The sequence below is a fragment of the Pseudomonas sp. MAG733B genome (genome assembly GCF_036884845.1).
GTDB lineage: Bacteria > Pseudomonadota > Gammaproteobacteria > Pseudomonadales > Pseudomonadaceae > Aquipseudomonas.
The window spans coordinates 3165376-3179640 of record NZ_CP145732.1; the positions used below are offsets into that span (position 1 = coordinate 3165376).

General features: G+C 59.8%; 16 protein-coding genes. 7 read left to right on the top strand and 9 right to left on the bottom strand.

The annotated features are described in order from the left end of the window. Positions 1 to 68: 68 nt before the first annotated feature. Together V6Z53_RS14705 and V6Z53_RS14710 are read right to left on the bottom strand one after the other, a co-directional pair. On the bottom strand, positions 69 to 1052 hold the full coding sequence (locus V6Z53_RS14705) for a DMT family transporter (RefSeq protein WP_338586250.1): 984 nt from the start codon (positions 1050 to 1052) through the stop codon (positions 69 to 71). Positions 1053 to 1212: 160 nt separating this feature from the next. Next, on the bottom strand, positions 1213 to 2133 hold the full coding sequence (locus tag V6Z53_RS14710; RefSeq protein ID WP_338586251.1) for a LysR family transcriptional regulator: 921 nt from the start codon (positions 2131 to 2133) through the stop codon (positions 1213 to 1215). A gap of 100 nt (positions 2134 to 2233) precedes the next feature. Between V6Z53_RS14710 and V6Z53_RS14715 the strand changes: the two genes are divergently transcribed. Further along, positions 2234 to 2983: an SDR family oxidoreductase gene (locus V6Z53_RS14715; RefSeq protein ID WP_338586252.1), complete on the top strand. Its 750-nt coding sequence runs from the start codon at positions 2234 to 2236 to the stop codon at positions 2981 to 2983. Between the two features lie 8 nt (positions 2984 to 2991). On the opposite strand, the gene V6Z53_RS14720 is transcribed toward V6Z53_RS14715, so the two are convergent. Beyond that, positions 2992 to 3270: a Rho-binding antiterminator gene (locus tag V6Z53_RS14720; protein WP_338586253.1), complete on the bottom strand. Its 279-nt coding sequence runs from the start codon at positions 3268 to 3270 to the stop codon at positions 2992 to 2994. A 158-nt stretch (positions 3271 to 3428) separates the two neighbouring features. On the opposite strand from V6Z53_RS14720, the gene V6Z53_RS14725 reads away from it, so the two are divergent. Together V6Z53_RS14725 and V6Z53_RS14730 are read left to right on the top strand one after the other, a co-directional pair. Further along, positions 3429 to 4649: a helix-turn-helix domain-containing protein gene (locus tag V6Z53_RS14725; RefSeq protein ID WP_338586255.1), complete on the top strand. Its 1221-nt coding sequence runs from the start codon at positions 3429 to 3431 to the stop codon at positions 4647 to 4649. A 36-nt stretch (positions 4650 to 4685) separates the two neighbouring features. Then, positions 4686 to 5315: a glutaminyl-peptide cyclotransferase gene (locus tag V6Z53_RS14730; protein WP_338586256.1), complete on the top strand. Its 630-nt coding sequence runs from the start codon at positions 4686 to 4688 to the stop codon at positions 5313 to 5315. A 5-nt stretch (positions 5316 to 5320) separates the two neighbouring features. Here the strand turns inward: V6Z53_RS14730 and V6Z53_RS14735 are convergent, their stop codons facing one another. Continuing rightward, the gene (locus V6Z53_RS14735) at positions 5321 to 5722 is read right to left on the bottom strand and encodes a GFA family protein (protein WP_338586257.1); all 402 of its coding nucleotides are present in this window, start codon (positions 5720 to 5722) and stop codon (positions 5321 to 5323) included. A 143-nt stretch (positions 5723 to 5865) separates the two neighbouring features. Here V6Z53_RS14735 and V6Z53_RS14740 point away from each other — a divergent pair, with 143 nt between their 5' ends. Beyond that, a complete protein-coding gene (locus V6Z53_RS14740) occupies positions 5866 to 6783 on the top strand; it encodes a LysR substrate-binding domain-containing protein (RefSeq protein ID WP_338586258.1) in 918 nt (305 codons plus the stop codon). A gap of 104 nt (positions 6784 to 6887) precedes the next feature. On the opposite strand, the gene leuD is transcribed toward V6Z53_RS14740, so the two are convergent. Then, positions 6888 to 7493, bottom strand: coding sequence for a 3-isopropylmalate dehydratase small subunit (gene leuD, locus V6Z53_RS14745; protein ID WP_338586260.1), 606 nt, complete (start codon positions 7491 to 7493; stop codon positions 6888 to 6890). Between the two features lie 2 nt (positions 7494 to 7495). After that, positions 7496 to 8917 carry a 3-isopropylmalate dehydratase large subunit gene (gene leuC / locus V6Z53_RS14750; protein ID WP_338586261.1) on the bottom strand — a complete coding sequence of 474 codons (1422 nt, stop codon included), beginning with the start codon at positions 8915 to 8917 and terminating at the stop codon, positions 7496 to 7498. A gap of 238 nt (positions 8918 to 9155) precedes the next feature. On the opposite strand from leuC, the gene V6Z53_RS14755 reads away from it, so the two are divergent. After that, a complete protein-coding gene (locus tag V6Z53_RS14755; RefSeq protein WP_338586263.1) occupies positions 9156 to 9779 on the top strand; it encodes an NIPSNAP family protein in 624 nt (207 codons plus the stop codon). 167 nt (positions 9780 to 9946) lie between these two features. After that, the gene (locus V6Z53_RS14760) at positions 9947 to 10957 is read left to right on the top strand and encodes a GlxA family transcriptional regulator (RefSeq protein ID WP_338586264.1); all 1011 of its coding nucleotides are present in this window, start codon (positions 9947 to 9949) and stop codon (positions 10955 to 10957) included. Positions 10958 to 10988: 31 nt separating this feature from the next. Here V6Z53_RS14760 and V6Z53_RS14765 read toward each other — a convergent pair whose 3' ends face one another. The 3 genes from V6Z53_RS14765 to V6Z53_RS14775 all read right to left on the bottom strand — a co-directional run bounded on the left by V6Z53_RS14765 (position 10989) and on the right by V6Z53_RS14775 (position 13587). Continuing rightward, positions 10989 to 11849: a CAP domain-containing protein gene (locus V6Z53_RS14765; RefSeq protein WP_338586265.1), complete on the bottom strand. Its 861-nt coding sequence runs from the start codon at positions 11847 to 11849 to the stop codon at positions 10989 to 10991. A 145-nt stretch (positions 11850 to 11994) separates the two neighbouring features. Next, entirely contained in the window at positions 11995 to 12492 is a 498-nt protein-coding gene (locus V6Z53_RS14770) for a DUF417 family protein (protein WP_338586266.1), read from the bottom strand. Positions 12493 to 12633: 141 nt separating this feature from the next. Beyond that, a complete protein-coding gene (locus V6Z53_RS14775) occupies positions 12634 to 13587 on the bottom strand; it encodes a cupin domain-containing protein (protein WP_338586267.1) in 954 nt (317 codons plus the stop codon). Between the two features lie 112 nt (positions 13588 to 13699). On the opposite strand from V6Z53_RS14775, the gene V6Z53_RS14780 reads away from it, so the two are divergent. Continuing rightward, a complete protein-coding gene (locus V6Z53_RS14780; RefSeq protein WP_338586268.1) occupies positions 13700 to 14239 on the top strand; it encodes a carboxymuconolactone decarboxylase family protein in 540 nt (179 codons plus the stop codon). The last annotated feature ends 26 nt before the right edge of the window (positions 14240 to 14265 follow it).

A 14265-nucleotide genomic window follows, 5' to 3' on the forward strand; every position in this document is an offset into this window, starting at 1 on the left:
CAGTAAAAAGCCCCGAGCCGTTAAGGCTCGGGGCTTGTTTTTTTACGGTTGGATAACTGTTTTCAACGTCAGGATGACGCTCGGCTCCGGGCGCTGGCGGGACGCGTCACACCTGATGGGGAGGCGGCCTTGCGGTACGTCAGCAGCACGATACCGGTCACCACGATCACACCTCCCATTACCTGACCGGCGCTGAGCATCTGGTCGAGCACGAGCCAGCCCATCAGCAGCGTGGCCAGCGGTTCGATGTTCATCACCGGGGCGTTGCGTGGCATGTCCAGGCGCGGCACGGAAATGAACAGCACGATAAAACCAGTGCCGTACAGGACGACCAGCGTCGCCAGTGCCAGCCAGCCGGTTTGGGTCGCTGGCAGGTTCAAGCCGCCGGGAATGGCGCCGGTCATGCCGGCGAGGTTGATGCTGCTGAACACGATGAAGATCGTCAGCAAGCTGCGGACCGAGCCACGTACCTCAGACAGTTTGTGATCGGTAATCCACAGCGCACAGGCAAACACACTGGCGGCGCAGAAGGCCAGGGTCACGCCCAGCCACCATTGCGGTCCGACGCTGGCGTTGTCTGCGAGGCGGCCCGGAACATCCAGTACAAACACCAGCCCCAGCAGAATCAGGCCCATCAATGCGGCAGTGCGTGCAGTGGGTCGCGCGCCGCCCAGTGCCCAGGTGAGCAACGCCAACAGGATGGGGAACACGTTGGCCACCAGCAGCGCCAGTGCCACCGGCACTCGGGCAACAGCCGAGTACAGGCACAGGCTTTGGGTGGCGATCAGCAAGCCCAACAGCAACTGCCAACGCCAGGCGCCCGACGGCAGGCGCAGAGACTGGCGTTGCCAAAGGACCAACGCGGCCAATACCAATAACGTCCCGCCCGAACGCATCAGAATCGCCAGCAACACGCCGGCGCCGTCATCGAACGCCACTCGCGCCGCCACATGGTTACCGGCGAAGGCGCAGCCCATGCACAACAAAATCAGTACGGCGAGGTGGCGAGGGAAGGGCGCGTGCGCTTCTTGCCGAGAGGTCGGTTGGGTCATGGCAGAGTCTCAAATCCAAGTGCGCCACCCTAAAGCATGGCGGTGAGTTTTTATTATGTTGTCGTACAACTAGGTAGGGTTTTAGCGCATTTGGCGAGGATGGACAAGGTTGAAGGCTTCATTTAAGGGCTTGTCGCAAGCGGTGCTCGATGAAGATACGTTAAGAGATCGTATGACTTAGCGTGGATTGTCCACCCAGGCGATACAACTCCTGCTGCACAAAATCCGCAAACAGTTTGATCCGGATCGGCGTCAATGCGCCAAAGGCATGCAGCGAATGAATCGCCAGCGAAGGCAGCCGATGATCGGCAAGCACTTGCACCAACGCCCCTGAATCCAGGTCTTGTTGCACCGTACATTTCATCAGGTAGGCGACACCCATGTGGCCAAGCGCGGCGGCACGCAGGCCGAATCCCGAGTCGAGGCCGATGCGGCCACGGGGCACCAGGGTTTCACCGTCGGCAAAGACGATGGGCAAGGTTCGACCCTTCAGTTGATAGCGCGCGAAGGGCAGAGCGCGCAGTTCCTCGATTGTGCTTGGGGTGCCCCATTCGCCGAGGAATGCCGGGGACGCGACCAGCGCCATGTCGAGCTGCGCGAGTGTGCGGCTTTTCAAGTCGCTGTCGGTGAGGCTGCCGCCGCGAAAAATCACGTCGTAGCCTTCACGAATCAGGTCCACGTGGTGATCGACCAAGGTCAGGTCCAGCTCCACGTCCGGATGATCGGTGAGGAACACCGAATGGATCCTCGGCATCAGCAATCGTCCGAGGTCGCTGGGCATGCTGACTCGCAGGTGACCGCGCGCGCCACCGGTGTGGCGCAGCGCATCGGCGGAGTCATCGATCGCCTGCAGCAGCGGCGCTACGCGCTCGAAAAATGCCTGACCCTCGGGCGTGAGGCTGAGCATCCGCGTGGAGCGGCGAAACAGCTTGGCGTTCAGCTCCGTTTCCAGTCGGGCGATGCTTTTGGAAATCGCCGAAGGCGTGGTCCCGGCGTTGCGCGCCGCGGCACTGAACGACCCGGCTTCCACCGCGCGGATAAAGGCAATCAGGCTGGCCGACTGGTTCAACAGGCTGGGCATCTTGTGACTCCGAAGCACAACAGATGTGCCTTTTTCTGGACTGGTTGGCGCTGGGACGCGCGACATAATACTGCGCTCCTTCAACAAGCGGAGTCAGCAAATGCAACGTCTTCAAGGAAAGGTCGCGGTGATCACCGGCGGCAACAGCGGCATTGGCCTGGCCGCGGCGTGCCTGTTCGCCAAAGAGGGGGCGCAGGTGATTATCACGGCGCGTCGGCAAGAGGTGCTGGACGAAGCCGTGCGCTACATCGGCCACGGCGCGATTGGCATCAAGGGCGATGTCGCCAGCCTCGAGCATCATGCCGAGGTTGCCGAGCAAGTTCGGGAGCGTTTCGGTGTGTTGGACATCTACATGGCGAATGCCGGGGTCATCACGCTGACGCCCTCACATCAAGTGACGCCAGAGGAGTTCGACGCGCAATTCAACATCAACACCCGTGGTGTGTTCTTCGGTGTGCAGTCGATCGTGCCGTTGCTGCGCGATGGGGCCAGCATCATCCTGACCAGTTCCCTGGCCGCGACCAAAGTGCTCGACGGGCATGCGGTGTACGCCGGCTCAAAAGCGGCCATCGCCGCATTTGCGCGCAATTGGGCGCTGGAACTGCGCGCGCGGCGCATACGCGTCAACGTACTGAGCCCCGGCCCGGTGGATACCGCAATCATCGGCAAACTCGGCGTTTCAGAAGCAGATCGCCCCGGCTTTGAGCAAATGATGGCGGACATGATTCCTGCCGGTCGACTGGGCGAGGCCGATGAACTGGCGCAAGCGGCGCTGTACCTGGCATCCAGCGACAGTTCGTTCGTCAACGGCATCGAAATGCACGTGGACGGCGGCATGTCGCTGGTCTGATCCCAGCCTCAGAACGTGCAGACTGCATCGGTGAACACCACCCGGCCGAACTGCGCATCGGCGTCTAGCGGCGTGATGGCCAGCAGTTGATCCAGACGGATCTCCTGTTCGCCATCAGCCGTTTCAAGGCTGAGGAATTCTTCCTTGTCGGCGGAGGTCCGCGTGGTCAGCGCCTTGGCCTCCAGACGAGCGCCGTCCTTCAGTTCGATATCCAGTCGATAACCGCGCATGCAGGCGATCTCAAGATAGTCGTACAGGTCGCAGTTCATGGGCTGGTAGGTGTTCATGGCGTTACTCCTGGCTTGGGAGGTGTTCGATTAGGCAATATCTTCCTTCTGAGCGTGTTTTGCATCCACGAACCGACGGCGCATTGCTGGTCAATAGTCGTGAATTAGACTAAACACGGGTATCAAATCGAAGGAGTGCACTCCATGGCAGGACTGCGATGGACTCGCTGATCACCGCCGCCGCTCAGGCGCTGGCGGCCGGTGATCCGCTCGGCGCGCTGGACCGGGTCGCCTTGCGCGACGATGCGCCGGCGCTGGCACTGCGCGGTATCGCCATGGCGCAACTGGGTGATCTGGTGCGGGCCAAGGCGTTGGTTCGTCGCGCGGCGCGGGCGTTCGGGCCGAAAGAAACGGTCGCGCGGGCACGCTGCATCGTCGCCGAAGCGGAGATCGCATTGGCTTCACGAGACCTCGGCTGGCCGGTGAAAGCGCTCGACGCGGCGCGGATCACACTGGAGGCTCACGGCGATTGGGCGAACGCGGCCCATGCGCGGTATCTGGATATCCGCCGCCTGTTGCTGATCGGGCACCTCGATCAGGCGCAGGAAAAACTCGCTCAACTTGACCCGGCCACATTACCTGCGCCACTGCGCGCGACCCATGAACTGGTGGCGGCCGGCATCGCCATGCGTCACCTGCAATCGCAAGCGGCGCGGGCCGCCCTCGCCAGAGCCGAACTTGCCGCGCAGCAATCCGGCATTCCCGCGCTGGTAGCGGAAGTGGAAAGCGCAGTGCAGATGCTCAATAGCCCCGCCGCACACTTGATGAGCAATGGAGAATCGCGACCCTTATTGCTCGATGAAGTGGAAGCGTTGCTGGCCTCGACGTCGCTGGTGGTCGATGCCTGTCGATACGTCGTGCGTGGTGCGGGCATGTCGGTCTCCCTGTCGAAGCGTCCGGTTTTATTCACCCTCGCGCGGACCTTGGCCGAAGCCTGGCCAGCCGATGTGCCGAGGGAAACCCTCATCGCCAGGGCCTTTCGTTTGAAGCTCAGCGACGAGTCCCATCGCGCCCGGCTTCGGGTGGAAATCGGCCGATTGCGCGCGGCACTCAAACCCTTGGCCAATGTGATCGCAACCAAGCGCGGGTTTGCGCTGGTCACGCAGGTTTCACCCGAAGTTGTGCTGCTGACGCCACCGGTCGAAGAAAAATTTGCCTCGGTGTTTGCCATGCTCGGCGACGGTGAGTCGTGGTCGAGCTCGGCGCTCGCGCTGGCGCTGGGTAACAGCCAGCGCAGCGTGCAACGGGCGCTCGAAATGCTGGCAGCCAAAGGCAAGGTGCAGTCGTTCGGGCATGGCCGGGCACGGCGCTGGATGACGCCGCCGGTGCCCGGTTTCGCGACGACCTTGTTACTCCCGGTTCCGCTGCCCGGTGGCTAGGATGAACGCCACCAACCCCTTTCGAGGAACACCAAGATGAAACAGTCAGCCGCTGAAATTCTCCGTGAGTATGGGCCTTTTGAAGGTGTCGACACTGTGCACGGCCTGACTTGGGACGGTCAGCAGGTGTGGTTTGCCAGTGGCGAAAAACTCAATGCCCTCGATCCGGAAAGCGGAAAGACATTGCGCTTCATCGATGTCGCCGCCCATGCCGGCACCGCCTTCGATGGCAAGCATCTGTTCCAGATCGCCGAAGACCGCATCCAGAAAATCGACCCGCAGACGGGGCGCGTAATGTCCACGATTCCGGCCCCAGGTGGGGGCAACGACTCGGGGATGACATGGGCGGAAGGCTCGTTGTGGGTGGGGCAGTATCGCGAGCGGAAGATTCACCAGATCGATCCGGAGAACGGCAAGATCCTGCGAACGATTGAATCGAACCGCTTTGTCACGGGCGTGACCTTCGTCGAAGGCTCGCTGTGGCATGGCACGGGGGAGGGCGATGAGAGCGAACTGCGCCGCATCGACGCGCAAACCGGCGAAGTGCTGGAAAGTCTCAAACTGCCAGCCGGTATTGGCGTGTCGGGGCTTGAGTCCGACGGCGGCGAGCGGTTTTTCTGTGGCGGAGGCAGTAGCGGGCGGGTGAGGTCGGTGCGTCGGCCCTGAATGACTCAGTCCGTTTGTGGATGTCGATCTTCAATCGCGTACCAACTCGCTTTCGAGCCGACGCAGCCATGTTTTTGCTTTTTCGGCGAGAACGGTGAGTCCAGCGTAGCGATGGCAATCGACATCCACTGCGAATACGATCCCTTTGCGTCAGACCAGAACAGCGAAGAACCGCAGTTGCAACAGAACTGACGCAAGACACCTTCCGACGACTCATAACCCTTGAGCATCTGCGCACCGGCCACGATGGAAACCGCCGACGCCGGAGCACTCGCATAGGTTGCGAACGCTGCACCATGGCTTTTTCGGCACATGCTGCAATGGCAGTGAGTGACGGCTTTCAGTTCGGTCGATACGCAGTATTTGACCGTGCCGCAAAGGCAACTGCCCTGATGTAACTCATCCATGCTTGGAAATTCCTTGAAGTGTGTCGCTACTGTAGCGGCTAGTGTCAGGTAGAAGAAATACGCACGCTCAGACTTGGGTTGCTACCGGGTACTTCGGTGGTATCTTTCGCAAAGAGCGTGAGAACAGCACCTGAATGAGCCCCATGAACACAAATCGTGATCAATTTCCCTTGCCCGAAGACCTCAAGGTTTTCCTCACCGTCGTGCGTAAAAATGGCTTCGCCAGCGCCGCTGAAGAGCTGGGCTACTCGCCGGCTTACATCAGCAAACGCATTTCGGTGCTGGAAACCACGCTGTCGACCCGGTTGTTGCACCGCACCACACGCCGCATCGCGCTAACCGACGACGGTGAGCGGGTGCGGGTGTGGGCCGAGAAGTTGTTGGGCGATTTCGATGATTTTGTCGGTGAGATTTCCGAAGCACGCCAGCAGCCCATGGGCTCGTTGCACATTTGTAGCAGCTTCGGTTTCGGCCGCAATCATGTGGCGCCGGCGATCTGCAAACTGTCGCAGACCTACCCGAAACTCGAGATTCGTCTGGACGTTTTTGATCGCGTGGTGGATATCGTCGGCGAAGGCTTCGATCTGGAGATTCGGGTGGGCGATGACCTGCCGGGTCAGCATCTGGGTCGCAAACTGGTGAGTAACCGTCGCGTGCTGTGTGCAACGCCGGAGTACCTGGCGCGGCGCGGCACGCCGCGATCGCTGGCTGATTTGAAAGACCATGATTGTTTGGTGCTGAAAGAACGCAACAACGCTTTTGGCGTGTGGAACCTGACCCGTGATGGGCAGGAGGAATCGGTGCGCGTCAGTGGCCCGTTGTCTTCCAACAGCGGCGAGATTGTTCTGGAGTGGGCGTTGAGCGGCGGCGGGATTCTGTTGCGTTCGATGTGGGACGTTCGACCGATGCTGGAGCAAGGGCGACTGGTGCAAGTGCTGCACGACTACACCGAGAGTGCCAATGTCTGGGCGGTCTATCCGACTCGCCTCAGTCAGTCGGCGAAACTGCGGGTGTGCGTCGAGTTTCTGGAAGAGTACTTTCGCGGTCTCTCGGTTGAATGACGAACTCGTGTAGGCGCTGCCGCAGGCTGCGATCTTTTGATCTTGTTTTTAAGAAGCAATATCAAAAGATCGCAGCCTGCGGCAGCTCCTACAGGTAAAGCATTTTACAACCAGGGATTCTCCGCCAGATGCTTTGCTTCAAACTGGCGAATCTGCTCCGCACGTTGCAGCGTGGTGCCGATGGCATCGAGCCCCAGCAACAGCGATTGCTTGCGCAGTTGATCGATTTCGAACGGGATCACGCTGCCGTCCGCCAGTTCGAGGGTTTGCTCCGGTAGATTGACGCTGATCTGTGCCGTCGTTGCGACGCTGACCACATCGGCAATCTGCTTGAGCTGAGCTTCGGACAGCTGAATCGCCAACACCCCGTTACGCTGGCAGTTGTCGTAAAAGATCCCGGCAAAACTGGTGCCGATCAAGGCTCTGATCCCCACTTGCTTGAGACCCCACACCGCATGCTCACGACTTGACCCGCAACCAAAGTTCGGACCGACAACCAGAAAAGCGGCGTCGTTCCAGGCCGGTTGGTTGAGGATGAAATCCGGGTTGGGCTCGCCTGATTGCAGAAACCGCACATCGAAGAACAATCCGCGATCCAGTCCCTTGCGATCAATGCCCTTGAGAAACTGCTTGGGCATGATCACATCGGTGTCGATGTTGCCTGCGAGAAGTGGGGCGGCGCTGCCGCTGACGTTAGTGAAAGGTTGCATGCTCAAGCCTCCAGAGCGAACGAGCGGACGTCAGTCAAATGCCCGGTGATCGCCGCAGCCGCGACCATGGCCGGGCTCATCAGATGGGTGCGCGCACCGGCGCCTTGTCGACCTTCAAAGTTGCGATTGGTACTCGAAGCGCAACGATCGCCGGGGGCGAGCACGTCGTCGTTCATCGCCAGGCACATCGAGCAACCCGATTGCCGCCACTCGAAACCGGCATCCAGGAAAATCTGCGCCAGCCCCTCGCTTTCAGCTTGATTGCGCACCAGCGTCGAACCCGGAACGATCATCGCCCGTACGTGGGATGCAACGCGTTTGCCGCGCACGACGCGGGCAACGTCACGCAAGTCTTCGATGCGCGCATTGGTGCAGGAACCGATGAAGGCATGGCTGATCACCACATCACTCAGCGGCATGCCGGGCGTCAGGCCCATGTAGTCGAGGGCACGCTGCATCCCTTGGCGCAGGATGAGGTCGGGCTGGCTTGCCGGGTCCGGCACGTGACTGCCCACCGGCGCGGCCTGATCGGGACTGGTGCCCCAAGTGACCATGGGTTCCAGGTCCGCGACATCGAGGATGACTTCGCGATCAAACACGGCGCCTTCATCGCTGTGCAGTGCCTGCCATTTAGCGACTGCCCGGGTCCACAACTCACCTTTGGGCGCGCGCGGTTTGTCTTGCAGATAGGCAAAAACCTTGGCATCCGGCGCCATGAACGCGCCCCTGGCGCCAGCCTCCACGGCCATGTTGCAAATGGTCATGCGCGCCTCGACGCTGAGGTCGGTGATCGCCGGGCCGGTGAACTCAATCGCATAACCGGTGGCGCCCGAGGCACCGATTTTCTCGATCAGGGCCATGATGATGTCCTTGGACGTCACGCCGCTGCCGAGCAAACCGTTGACGGTCACGCGCATGGTTTTCAGGCGTTTGTAGACCAGGGTTTGCGAGGCCAGCAGATGCTCGATTTCCGACGTGCCGATGCCGAACCCAAAAGCCCCGAGGGCACCGTAAGTGGTGGTGTGGCTGTCACCGGCGGCCACCACCATGCCGGGCAGGATAAAGCCCTGTTCGGGGGCGACGACGTGTTCGATCCCCTGGCGTTTATCCAGCACATCGAACAGCTCGATGCCGAAATCGCGGCAGTTCTCTTCGAAGTAAGACACCTGACGGGCGCCACCGGCATCCGGCATCGTGGCGATGCGATTGGGAGCGGTTGGATTGACATGGTCGACCACGGCCAGCGTCGCACTCGGACGCCAGACTTTTCGTCCCGATTCGCGCAGGCCGCTGAAGGCTTGCGGGCTGGTGTATTCGTTGGCGACCTGGCGATCGATGTACAGCAGCACATGGCCCTGATCGTCGAGCGCGCAAACGGTGTGGCTGTCGATGTGCTTTTGGTAGAGCGTTCTTGGGCGGGTCATGGAGTGGGCTCTTTATTCGTCTTGTGCGAGATCACGGGTACAACGTACCAACAGCATATTCGTCGCGAATATCGCATCAAGCGTCATTAAGTGAAGGCATTGCCCACGATTTGTGAATAGTCAGAAAGGTCAGCGCCCATCGATAAAGAAATTACCTAGCGCACGGCTGTTCCTCTCAATATCTCGACCCCGAACGCTGGCATAGGCTGTGCCCGAGCTGATAATTGCCGGAGTCTTTATGCGTTTTTTTGAACTGATTACCTTGACGGTGCGTGTGCGAACCGTCGCCGATGCGCTGGTGCGAATCGAGGCTGCGCTGGATAGCCCGGATGTCGGCGGCACGTTGATGGGGTGCTGGGCTTCGGAGCTCGGGCAGTTGAACCAGATTGCCGTGTTGCGCGGCTATGAAGATGAACGTACCAGGCAAGCCGAGCGCGAGCGCTTTCTGTTGAGCGGCGAGGCGTTCGGCATCAACGAGTTCATCACCGATCTGCGCATCGAAAATTACACACTGTTTCCCTTTCTTGAGCCTTTGAGTGCAGGCAAACATGGCCCGTACTACGAGCTGCGCGTCTACGATCTGATCAGCAGCGGCTTGCAACCCACCCTCGACGGCTGGAACAAAGCCATCGGGCCGCGAACCGCCGAGCAGTATTCGCCGGTATATGCCGCGTTCTACGCCACCGACGGTTCACTGCCGCGCTATCTGCATATCTGGCCGTGGGCTTCATTGGAACAGCGCCAACGAGTGCGCGCCGAGGCGGTGACCGATGGCGTCTGGCCGCCGGAAAACTCCGGCCCGCAACTGCGCGACATGCGCTCGACGATCTGCTTGCCCGCGCCGTTTTCGCCTTTGCAATGATTGGGTGCTGAACGCCTTAGCCTACTGTCGATGGAAGACCCACTTGCTCACGGGTTTCAACAGGCGTAAACAGAGCACGCGCGCCCAGCATCCGCAGGCGCGTGTTTTTTTGACGCGTAATAAGGCGTTGAATCACACCCCATCAACACGACCAAGCGAGGCGAGCGTTGGTAGAGCGACGTCAGTTCAGCGGTGCCATGAAGGGTAAAAACCTTCGCTACCTCAATGAACATGAAGGCCAATCAGTAAAGGCCCGGGCAGGGTTCTTGCTGCTGGAGCATTTCTCGTTGCCGGCGTTTACCCAGGCACTCGATACGATTATCACCGCCAATCTGCTGCGGCCTGAGCTGTTTTCCACGAAGACCTTCGGGTTGACTGAAGGGGAAGTGATCAGCGACTTGGGCCTGGTCATTCGTCCCGATGCCTGCCTCAGTCAGGCCGCGATTCAAGACCTGGACTTGTTGGTTGTTTGCGGTGGTTACCGCACGGCCCTCAAGGCCGACGATACGCTGATCAGTCTCTTGATCAGTGCCGCCGAACTGGGTGTCAAGTTGGCTGGCGTGTGGAATGGCGCCTGGTTCCTCGGGCGAGCTGGTTTGCTCGACGGCTATCGTTGCGCGGTTCACCCGGAACACCGTCCCGCGCTGGCGGAAATCGCCAAACTGGCCCAGGTCACCAGTGAAACCTTTGTGGTCGATCGCGACCGCCTGACGGCGTCCAGCCCAAACGGCGCGTTTTATATGGCGCTGGAGTGGATCAAGGGCTTGCACGACAAAGCGCTGACTGACGGCATCGAAGACATTCTGGCGTTTGAAGCTTCGCGTTACCGGCGCATCAAACCCACGCTCAATGTGTCGGTTTGTGGTCCGCTGAGGGAAGTGGTCAACCTGATGGATGCCAATCTGGAGGAGCCGCTGGAGATGGACGCCCTCTGTCTCTACGCCGGTCGGTCGCGCCGGCAGATCGAGCGTCTGTTCAAAGAGCAGCTGGGGACGACACCCCAGCGCTATTACATGGACTTGCGGATCACCGAAGCCCGCCGACTGCTGCAGCACACCACGTTGACCATCGTTGAAGTCTCGGTTGCCTGTGGTTTCGTTTCACCGAGCCATTTCAGCAAGTGCTACAGCGCCTATTTCGGCTATCGGCCGTCCAAGGAAACCCGACTGGTCAAGTAGCCGCCTGATGAGGTGTCGCGAATCAGGCCAATCATTTCGCCCCGAACAACATCGTCCAGTAAACCCCTTCGTCGCTGCGCGCCTCGGTCGCATAACCTGCACCGACCTGGGTGAACATCGGATTCATCAGGTTGGCGCAATGTCCGGGACTAGCGAGCCATCCGGCCATCGCCTTATTCGGTGAACCCTGGCCGGCGGCGATGTTTTCACCGATCTGCCGGCCACGGTAACCAGCCGCTCTTGCCCGGTCGGCCGCGGTGTCGCCATCGGGATCGCGGTGAGCGAAATAGTTGCCGTAGGCCATCGCTTTACTGTGCCCTTGTGCGGCAGCGCCAAGGCTCGCGTTCCAGGCCAAGGGCCGAGCGGCGGCGAAGCGCTGGCGACCGCACATTCGCGGTTTGGCGCGGGCGGCGTTGACCTGTGCCAGCAAGGTTTTGCCGACGCTGCGTGTGTCGCCCATCTGTCGGTCGAGCACCGGCTGCGCCAACACAACTTGCCACTCACCGCGACTGCGACTGACGCCAATGTCGGCGTACTGGCTATCGAGCAACGCGGCACAATGGTCGTCCAGCAGCAGGTCGAAAGCCTCTTCGGCATCCTGCGCACCCACCACGCGGATAGAGCGCACGGCCACCGCCTGATACCCCGAATCTTTCAAACGCTCCCGCAAACCGCCGCCATAACCGATCGGCAGCGCTAAATTGGACTTCAGTGCCAGCGGCGACAGGCGTTGGGCGGGACGCCGCGAACAGTTTTCCGGGTGGGCTCGATAATCGTTGATGGCTTCCACCAGTTCTCGCTCCGCGCCGGCGTGGGCTGGGCTGGCGAAAAGAGGGATCGAGGTCAACAGGCACAGCGAAGTGAAGCGCAAGGCGAGGGCGGTTTGGCGCATGGTGCGGACAGCTCTGATGAGATGACAACGATAGGGGGGAGAAATATTCGCCGCTCTATGACTAACGCCCCGGAACAAGGTTCACGGGGCGCGAGGGCTTATTTGCTCATGAGGCCCGCTGTCCGACGGACGTATCAGTGGCCCATCAGACTTTGCGCATGTCGTTGAACAATATGCGCTGCACATCCTCTTTCAACAGGTAGATGGATACCGCGAGCAGAACGACGTCCTTCATAAGGAACGGAATGTTGCCGACCATCGCAGGAAAGCCGCCAGCCGATTCAGCCCATCCGTCAGGCATGAATGGAATGATCGTCACGGTGCCCAGGAAGGTGATGATCGAACCGAATGCACCAAGTGCTCCGAGCTTCCTGCTCCAGAAACCGGCGAACAGCAACGCGCCGAACGTCCACTCCGCCACGCCGAGAAACCAGCTTGCGCCACGCACACCGAAGGCCGGGTACATCCAGGAAACCAATGGGCCGTTGCTGATATAGGGAATCAGTACATCGGCTTCGTACTGGAACCATTTCTGGTAACCAAAGAACAGGAAGATGATCACCATCGAGGCTCGCACCAGATGAAAGTCCAGGTCTCGTTTGAGCAGGCCGGAATTGGCGAGGGTGTTGAATAAAGCGTTCATGACTGACTGATTCCTTGGTTCACTTAAAAGAATGTTCTTGATGTCAGTGCGTGATTTGGCTGATCGCAATGACCAGCCCACTTTACGATGGGTAATTGAAATTATCGGGATCGTGAATTCTCAAATAGATGCTCTATCGTCTCAAACTGGATTACGCCGATTTGACCGCCGCCACTCACCGGGCGTCATGCCCATGTGCTGGCTGAAGGCGCGCCTGAACGCGGCCACCGATTGGTAACCCACCGTCTCCGCGACGGCTTCGGTCGATGCATTGGGGTTCTTCAATTCGTTGGCGGCCAGCGTCATGCGAATCCCGGTCAAGAGATCGTTGGCCGATCGCCCGACCTTTTCCTGAAAGTGGCGGACCAGCGTTGCGCGCGACATGTTGCAGAGCCCCGCCAGTTCCGGAAGTGTCCAGGGGTGCGCCGGGTCATTGAACATGGCCGTCAGTGCGGGAGCCAGGCGGGGGTGCCCGACCAAAGCCAGTAATCCGATTGGGGCCTCATCCGACTCGCTCGCCATGCGCAACGTCAGGGTAAAGAGCGCTGCCGAAAGCGCATTCAACATTGCATGGCCGCCCAGTTGGCTGGTGTTGGACTCGGCACGCATCAACGCCAGCAAACCCGCCAGTTGAGTGGAGGTTTCACTGCGTCGCGAATCGTCTCTCGAGGTCCTGACGACGAGCCGCGTAGGCAAGTAATCACGAATGAAACGATCATGCGGTGGCGCGAGGATGAAGCGTCCGCAGAGCATGTCCAGACGTTCGCCTGTCCCCGTATTCTCGCTGTATGTCAGATTGAGGTCGCCAAGGTAATGTGCCGGGGCAGGGGATACACCACTGCCGTCATGCAGAACATGCCCCGAGCCATGAGGAAACATCACGATGTCACCCGCACCGAGTTGCTGCGCTCGCCCGGTACCCGGACTCTCCAGTAATGCAGTTCCACTGAGGACGACGTGGTAGGGCATTTCACCTGCATTCGATTCGTCGTAGACCACTTCCCACGGTGCGCCGTAGGAGCAGCGCAGCTCCAGCTGACCCCGGACCGTCATCATGCTTATCAGGCGACTGAGCCAATCTGATTGAGGATTCATATTCGTTCATCATTGAGACGTTAGAGCACTATATTGATAATTATGAGACTGAACAAGCTCAAAAACTTGTCCTAAAGTGGCGACTCCTAACCACTGCTGAAGGATTCCCACCATGAGCCGTATCACTGTTCCAGCTGTTGCCTCCGCTACCGGTGCAACCGCCGTTGCCTATGCCGAAGTCAAGAAAATCGCAGGCGGCACCGTGCCTAATTTGTTCGCAGCAATCGGTCATCTGAACCCGGCTCTTTTGACGGCAGTGCTGAATGCCGAAGCAACACTCGCGTCCGGCAGCCTGAGCAAACAGGACCTGGAAACCATCAAGTTGTTGATCAGCGAGCGGACCGGTTGCGACTACTGTGTGGCGGCGCACGTCATGCTGGGCAAGATGGTGGGTTTGACGACAGACACCCTCAAGAAAATCCGTCTGGGTCAAAGCACCGGCGACGCCAAGCGTGATGCGCTGGTGCACTTCGTGCTGAATCTGCATGAGACTAACGGGACGATCAAGGATCAGGAGTACAACGTTATTCGCGCCGCGGGCTACACCGAGGGGCAACTGCTCGAGATCTCCCTGGCGGTTGCGATGACCATCTTCACCAACACCTTCAACCGTATCAATGACACCGATATCGATTTTCCTTCGGTGAATTGATTCGGGGTTGCAGGCGGATGCACCCT

Bases quoted from the DNA above. Each gene is read 5' to 3' on its own strand.
- V6Z53_RS14705 (WP_338586250.1), bottom strand. From the start codon at position 1,052: ATGACCCAACCGACCTCTCGGCAAGAAGCGCACGCGCCCTTCCCTCGC.
- V6Z53_RS14710 (WP_338586251.1), bottom strand. From the start codon at position 2,133: ATGCCCAGCCTGTTGAACCAGTCGGCCAGCCTGATTGCCTTTATCCGC.
- V6Z53_RS14715 (WP_338586252.1), top strand. From the start codon at position 2,234: ATGCAACGTCTTCAAGGAAAGGTCGCGGTGATCACCGGCGGCAACAGC.
- V6Z53_RS14720 (WP_338586253.1), bottom strand. From the start codon at position 3,270: ATGAACACCTACCAGCCCATGAACTGCGACCTGTACGACTATCTTGAG.
- V6Z53_RS14725 (WP_338586255.1), top strand. From the start codon at position 3,429: ATGGACTCGCTGATCACCGCCGCCGCTCAGGCGCTGGCGGCCGGTGAT.
- V6Z53_RS14730 (WP_338586256.1), top strand. From the start codon at position 4,686: ATGAAACAGTCAGCCGCTGAAATTCTCCGTGAGTATGGGCCTTTTGAA.
- V6Z53_RS14735 (WP_338586257.1), bottom strand. From the start codon at position 5,722: ATGGATGAGTTACATCAGGGCAGTTGCCTTTGCGGCACGGTCAAATAC.
- V6Z53_RS14740 (WP_338586258.1), top strand. From the start codon at position 5,866: ATGAACACAAATCGTGATCAATTTCCCTTGCCCGAAGACCTCAAGGTT.
- leuD (WP_338586260.1), bottom strand. From the start codon at position 7,493: ATGCAACCTTTCACTAACGTCAGCGGCAGCGCCGCCCCACTTCTCGCA.
- leuC (WP_338586261.1), bottom strand. From the start codon at position 8,917: ATGACCCGCCCAAGAACGCTCTACCAAAAGCACATCGACAGCCACACC.
- V6Z53_RS14755 (WP_338586263.1), top strand. From the start codon at position 9,156: ATGCGTTTTTTTGAACTGATTACCTTGACGGTGCGTGTGCGAACCGTC.
- V6Z53_RS14765 (WP_338586265.1), bottom strand. From the start codon at position 11,849: ATGCGCCAAACCGCCCTCGCCTTGCGCTTCACTTCGCTGTGCCTGTTG.
- V6Z53_RS14770 (WP_338586266.1), bottom strand. From the start codon at position 12,492: ATGAACGCTTTATTCAACACCCTCGCCAATTCCGGCCTGCTCAAACGA.
- V6Z53_RS14775 (WP_338586267.1), bottom strand. From the start codon at position 13,587: ATGAATCCTCAATCAGATTGGCTCAGTCGCCTGATAAGCATGATGACG.
- V6Z53_RS14780 (WP_338586268.1), top strand. From the start codon at position 13,700: ATGAGCCGTATCACTGTTCCAGCTGTTGCCTCCGCTACCGGTGCAACC.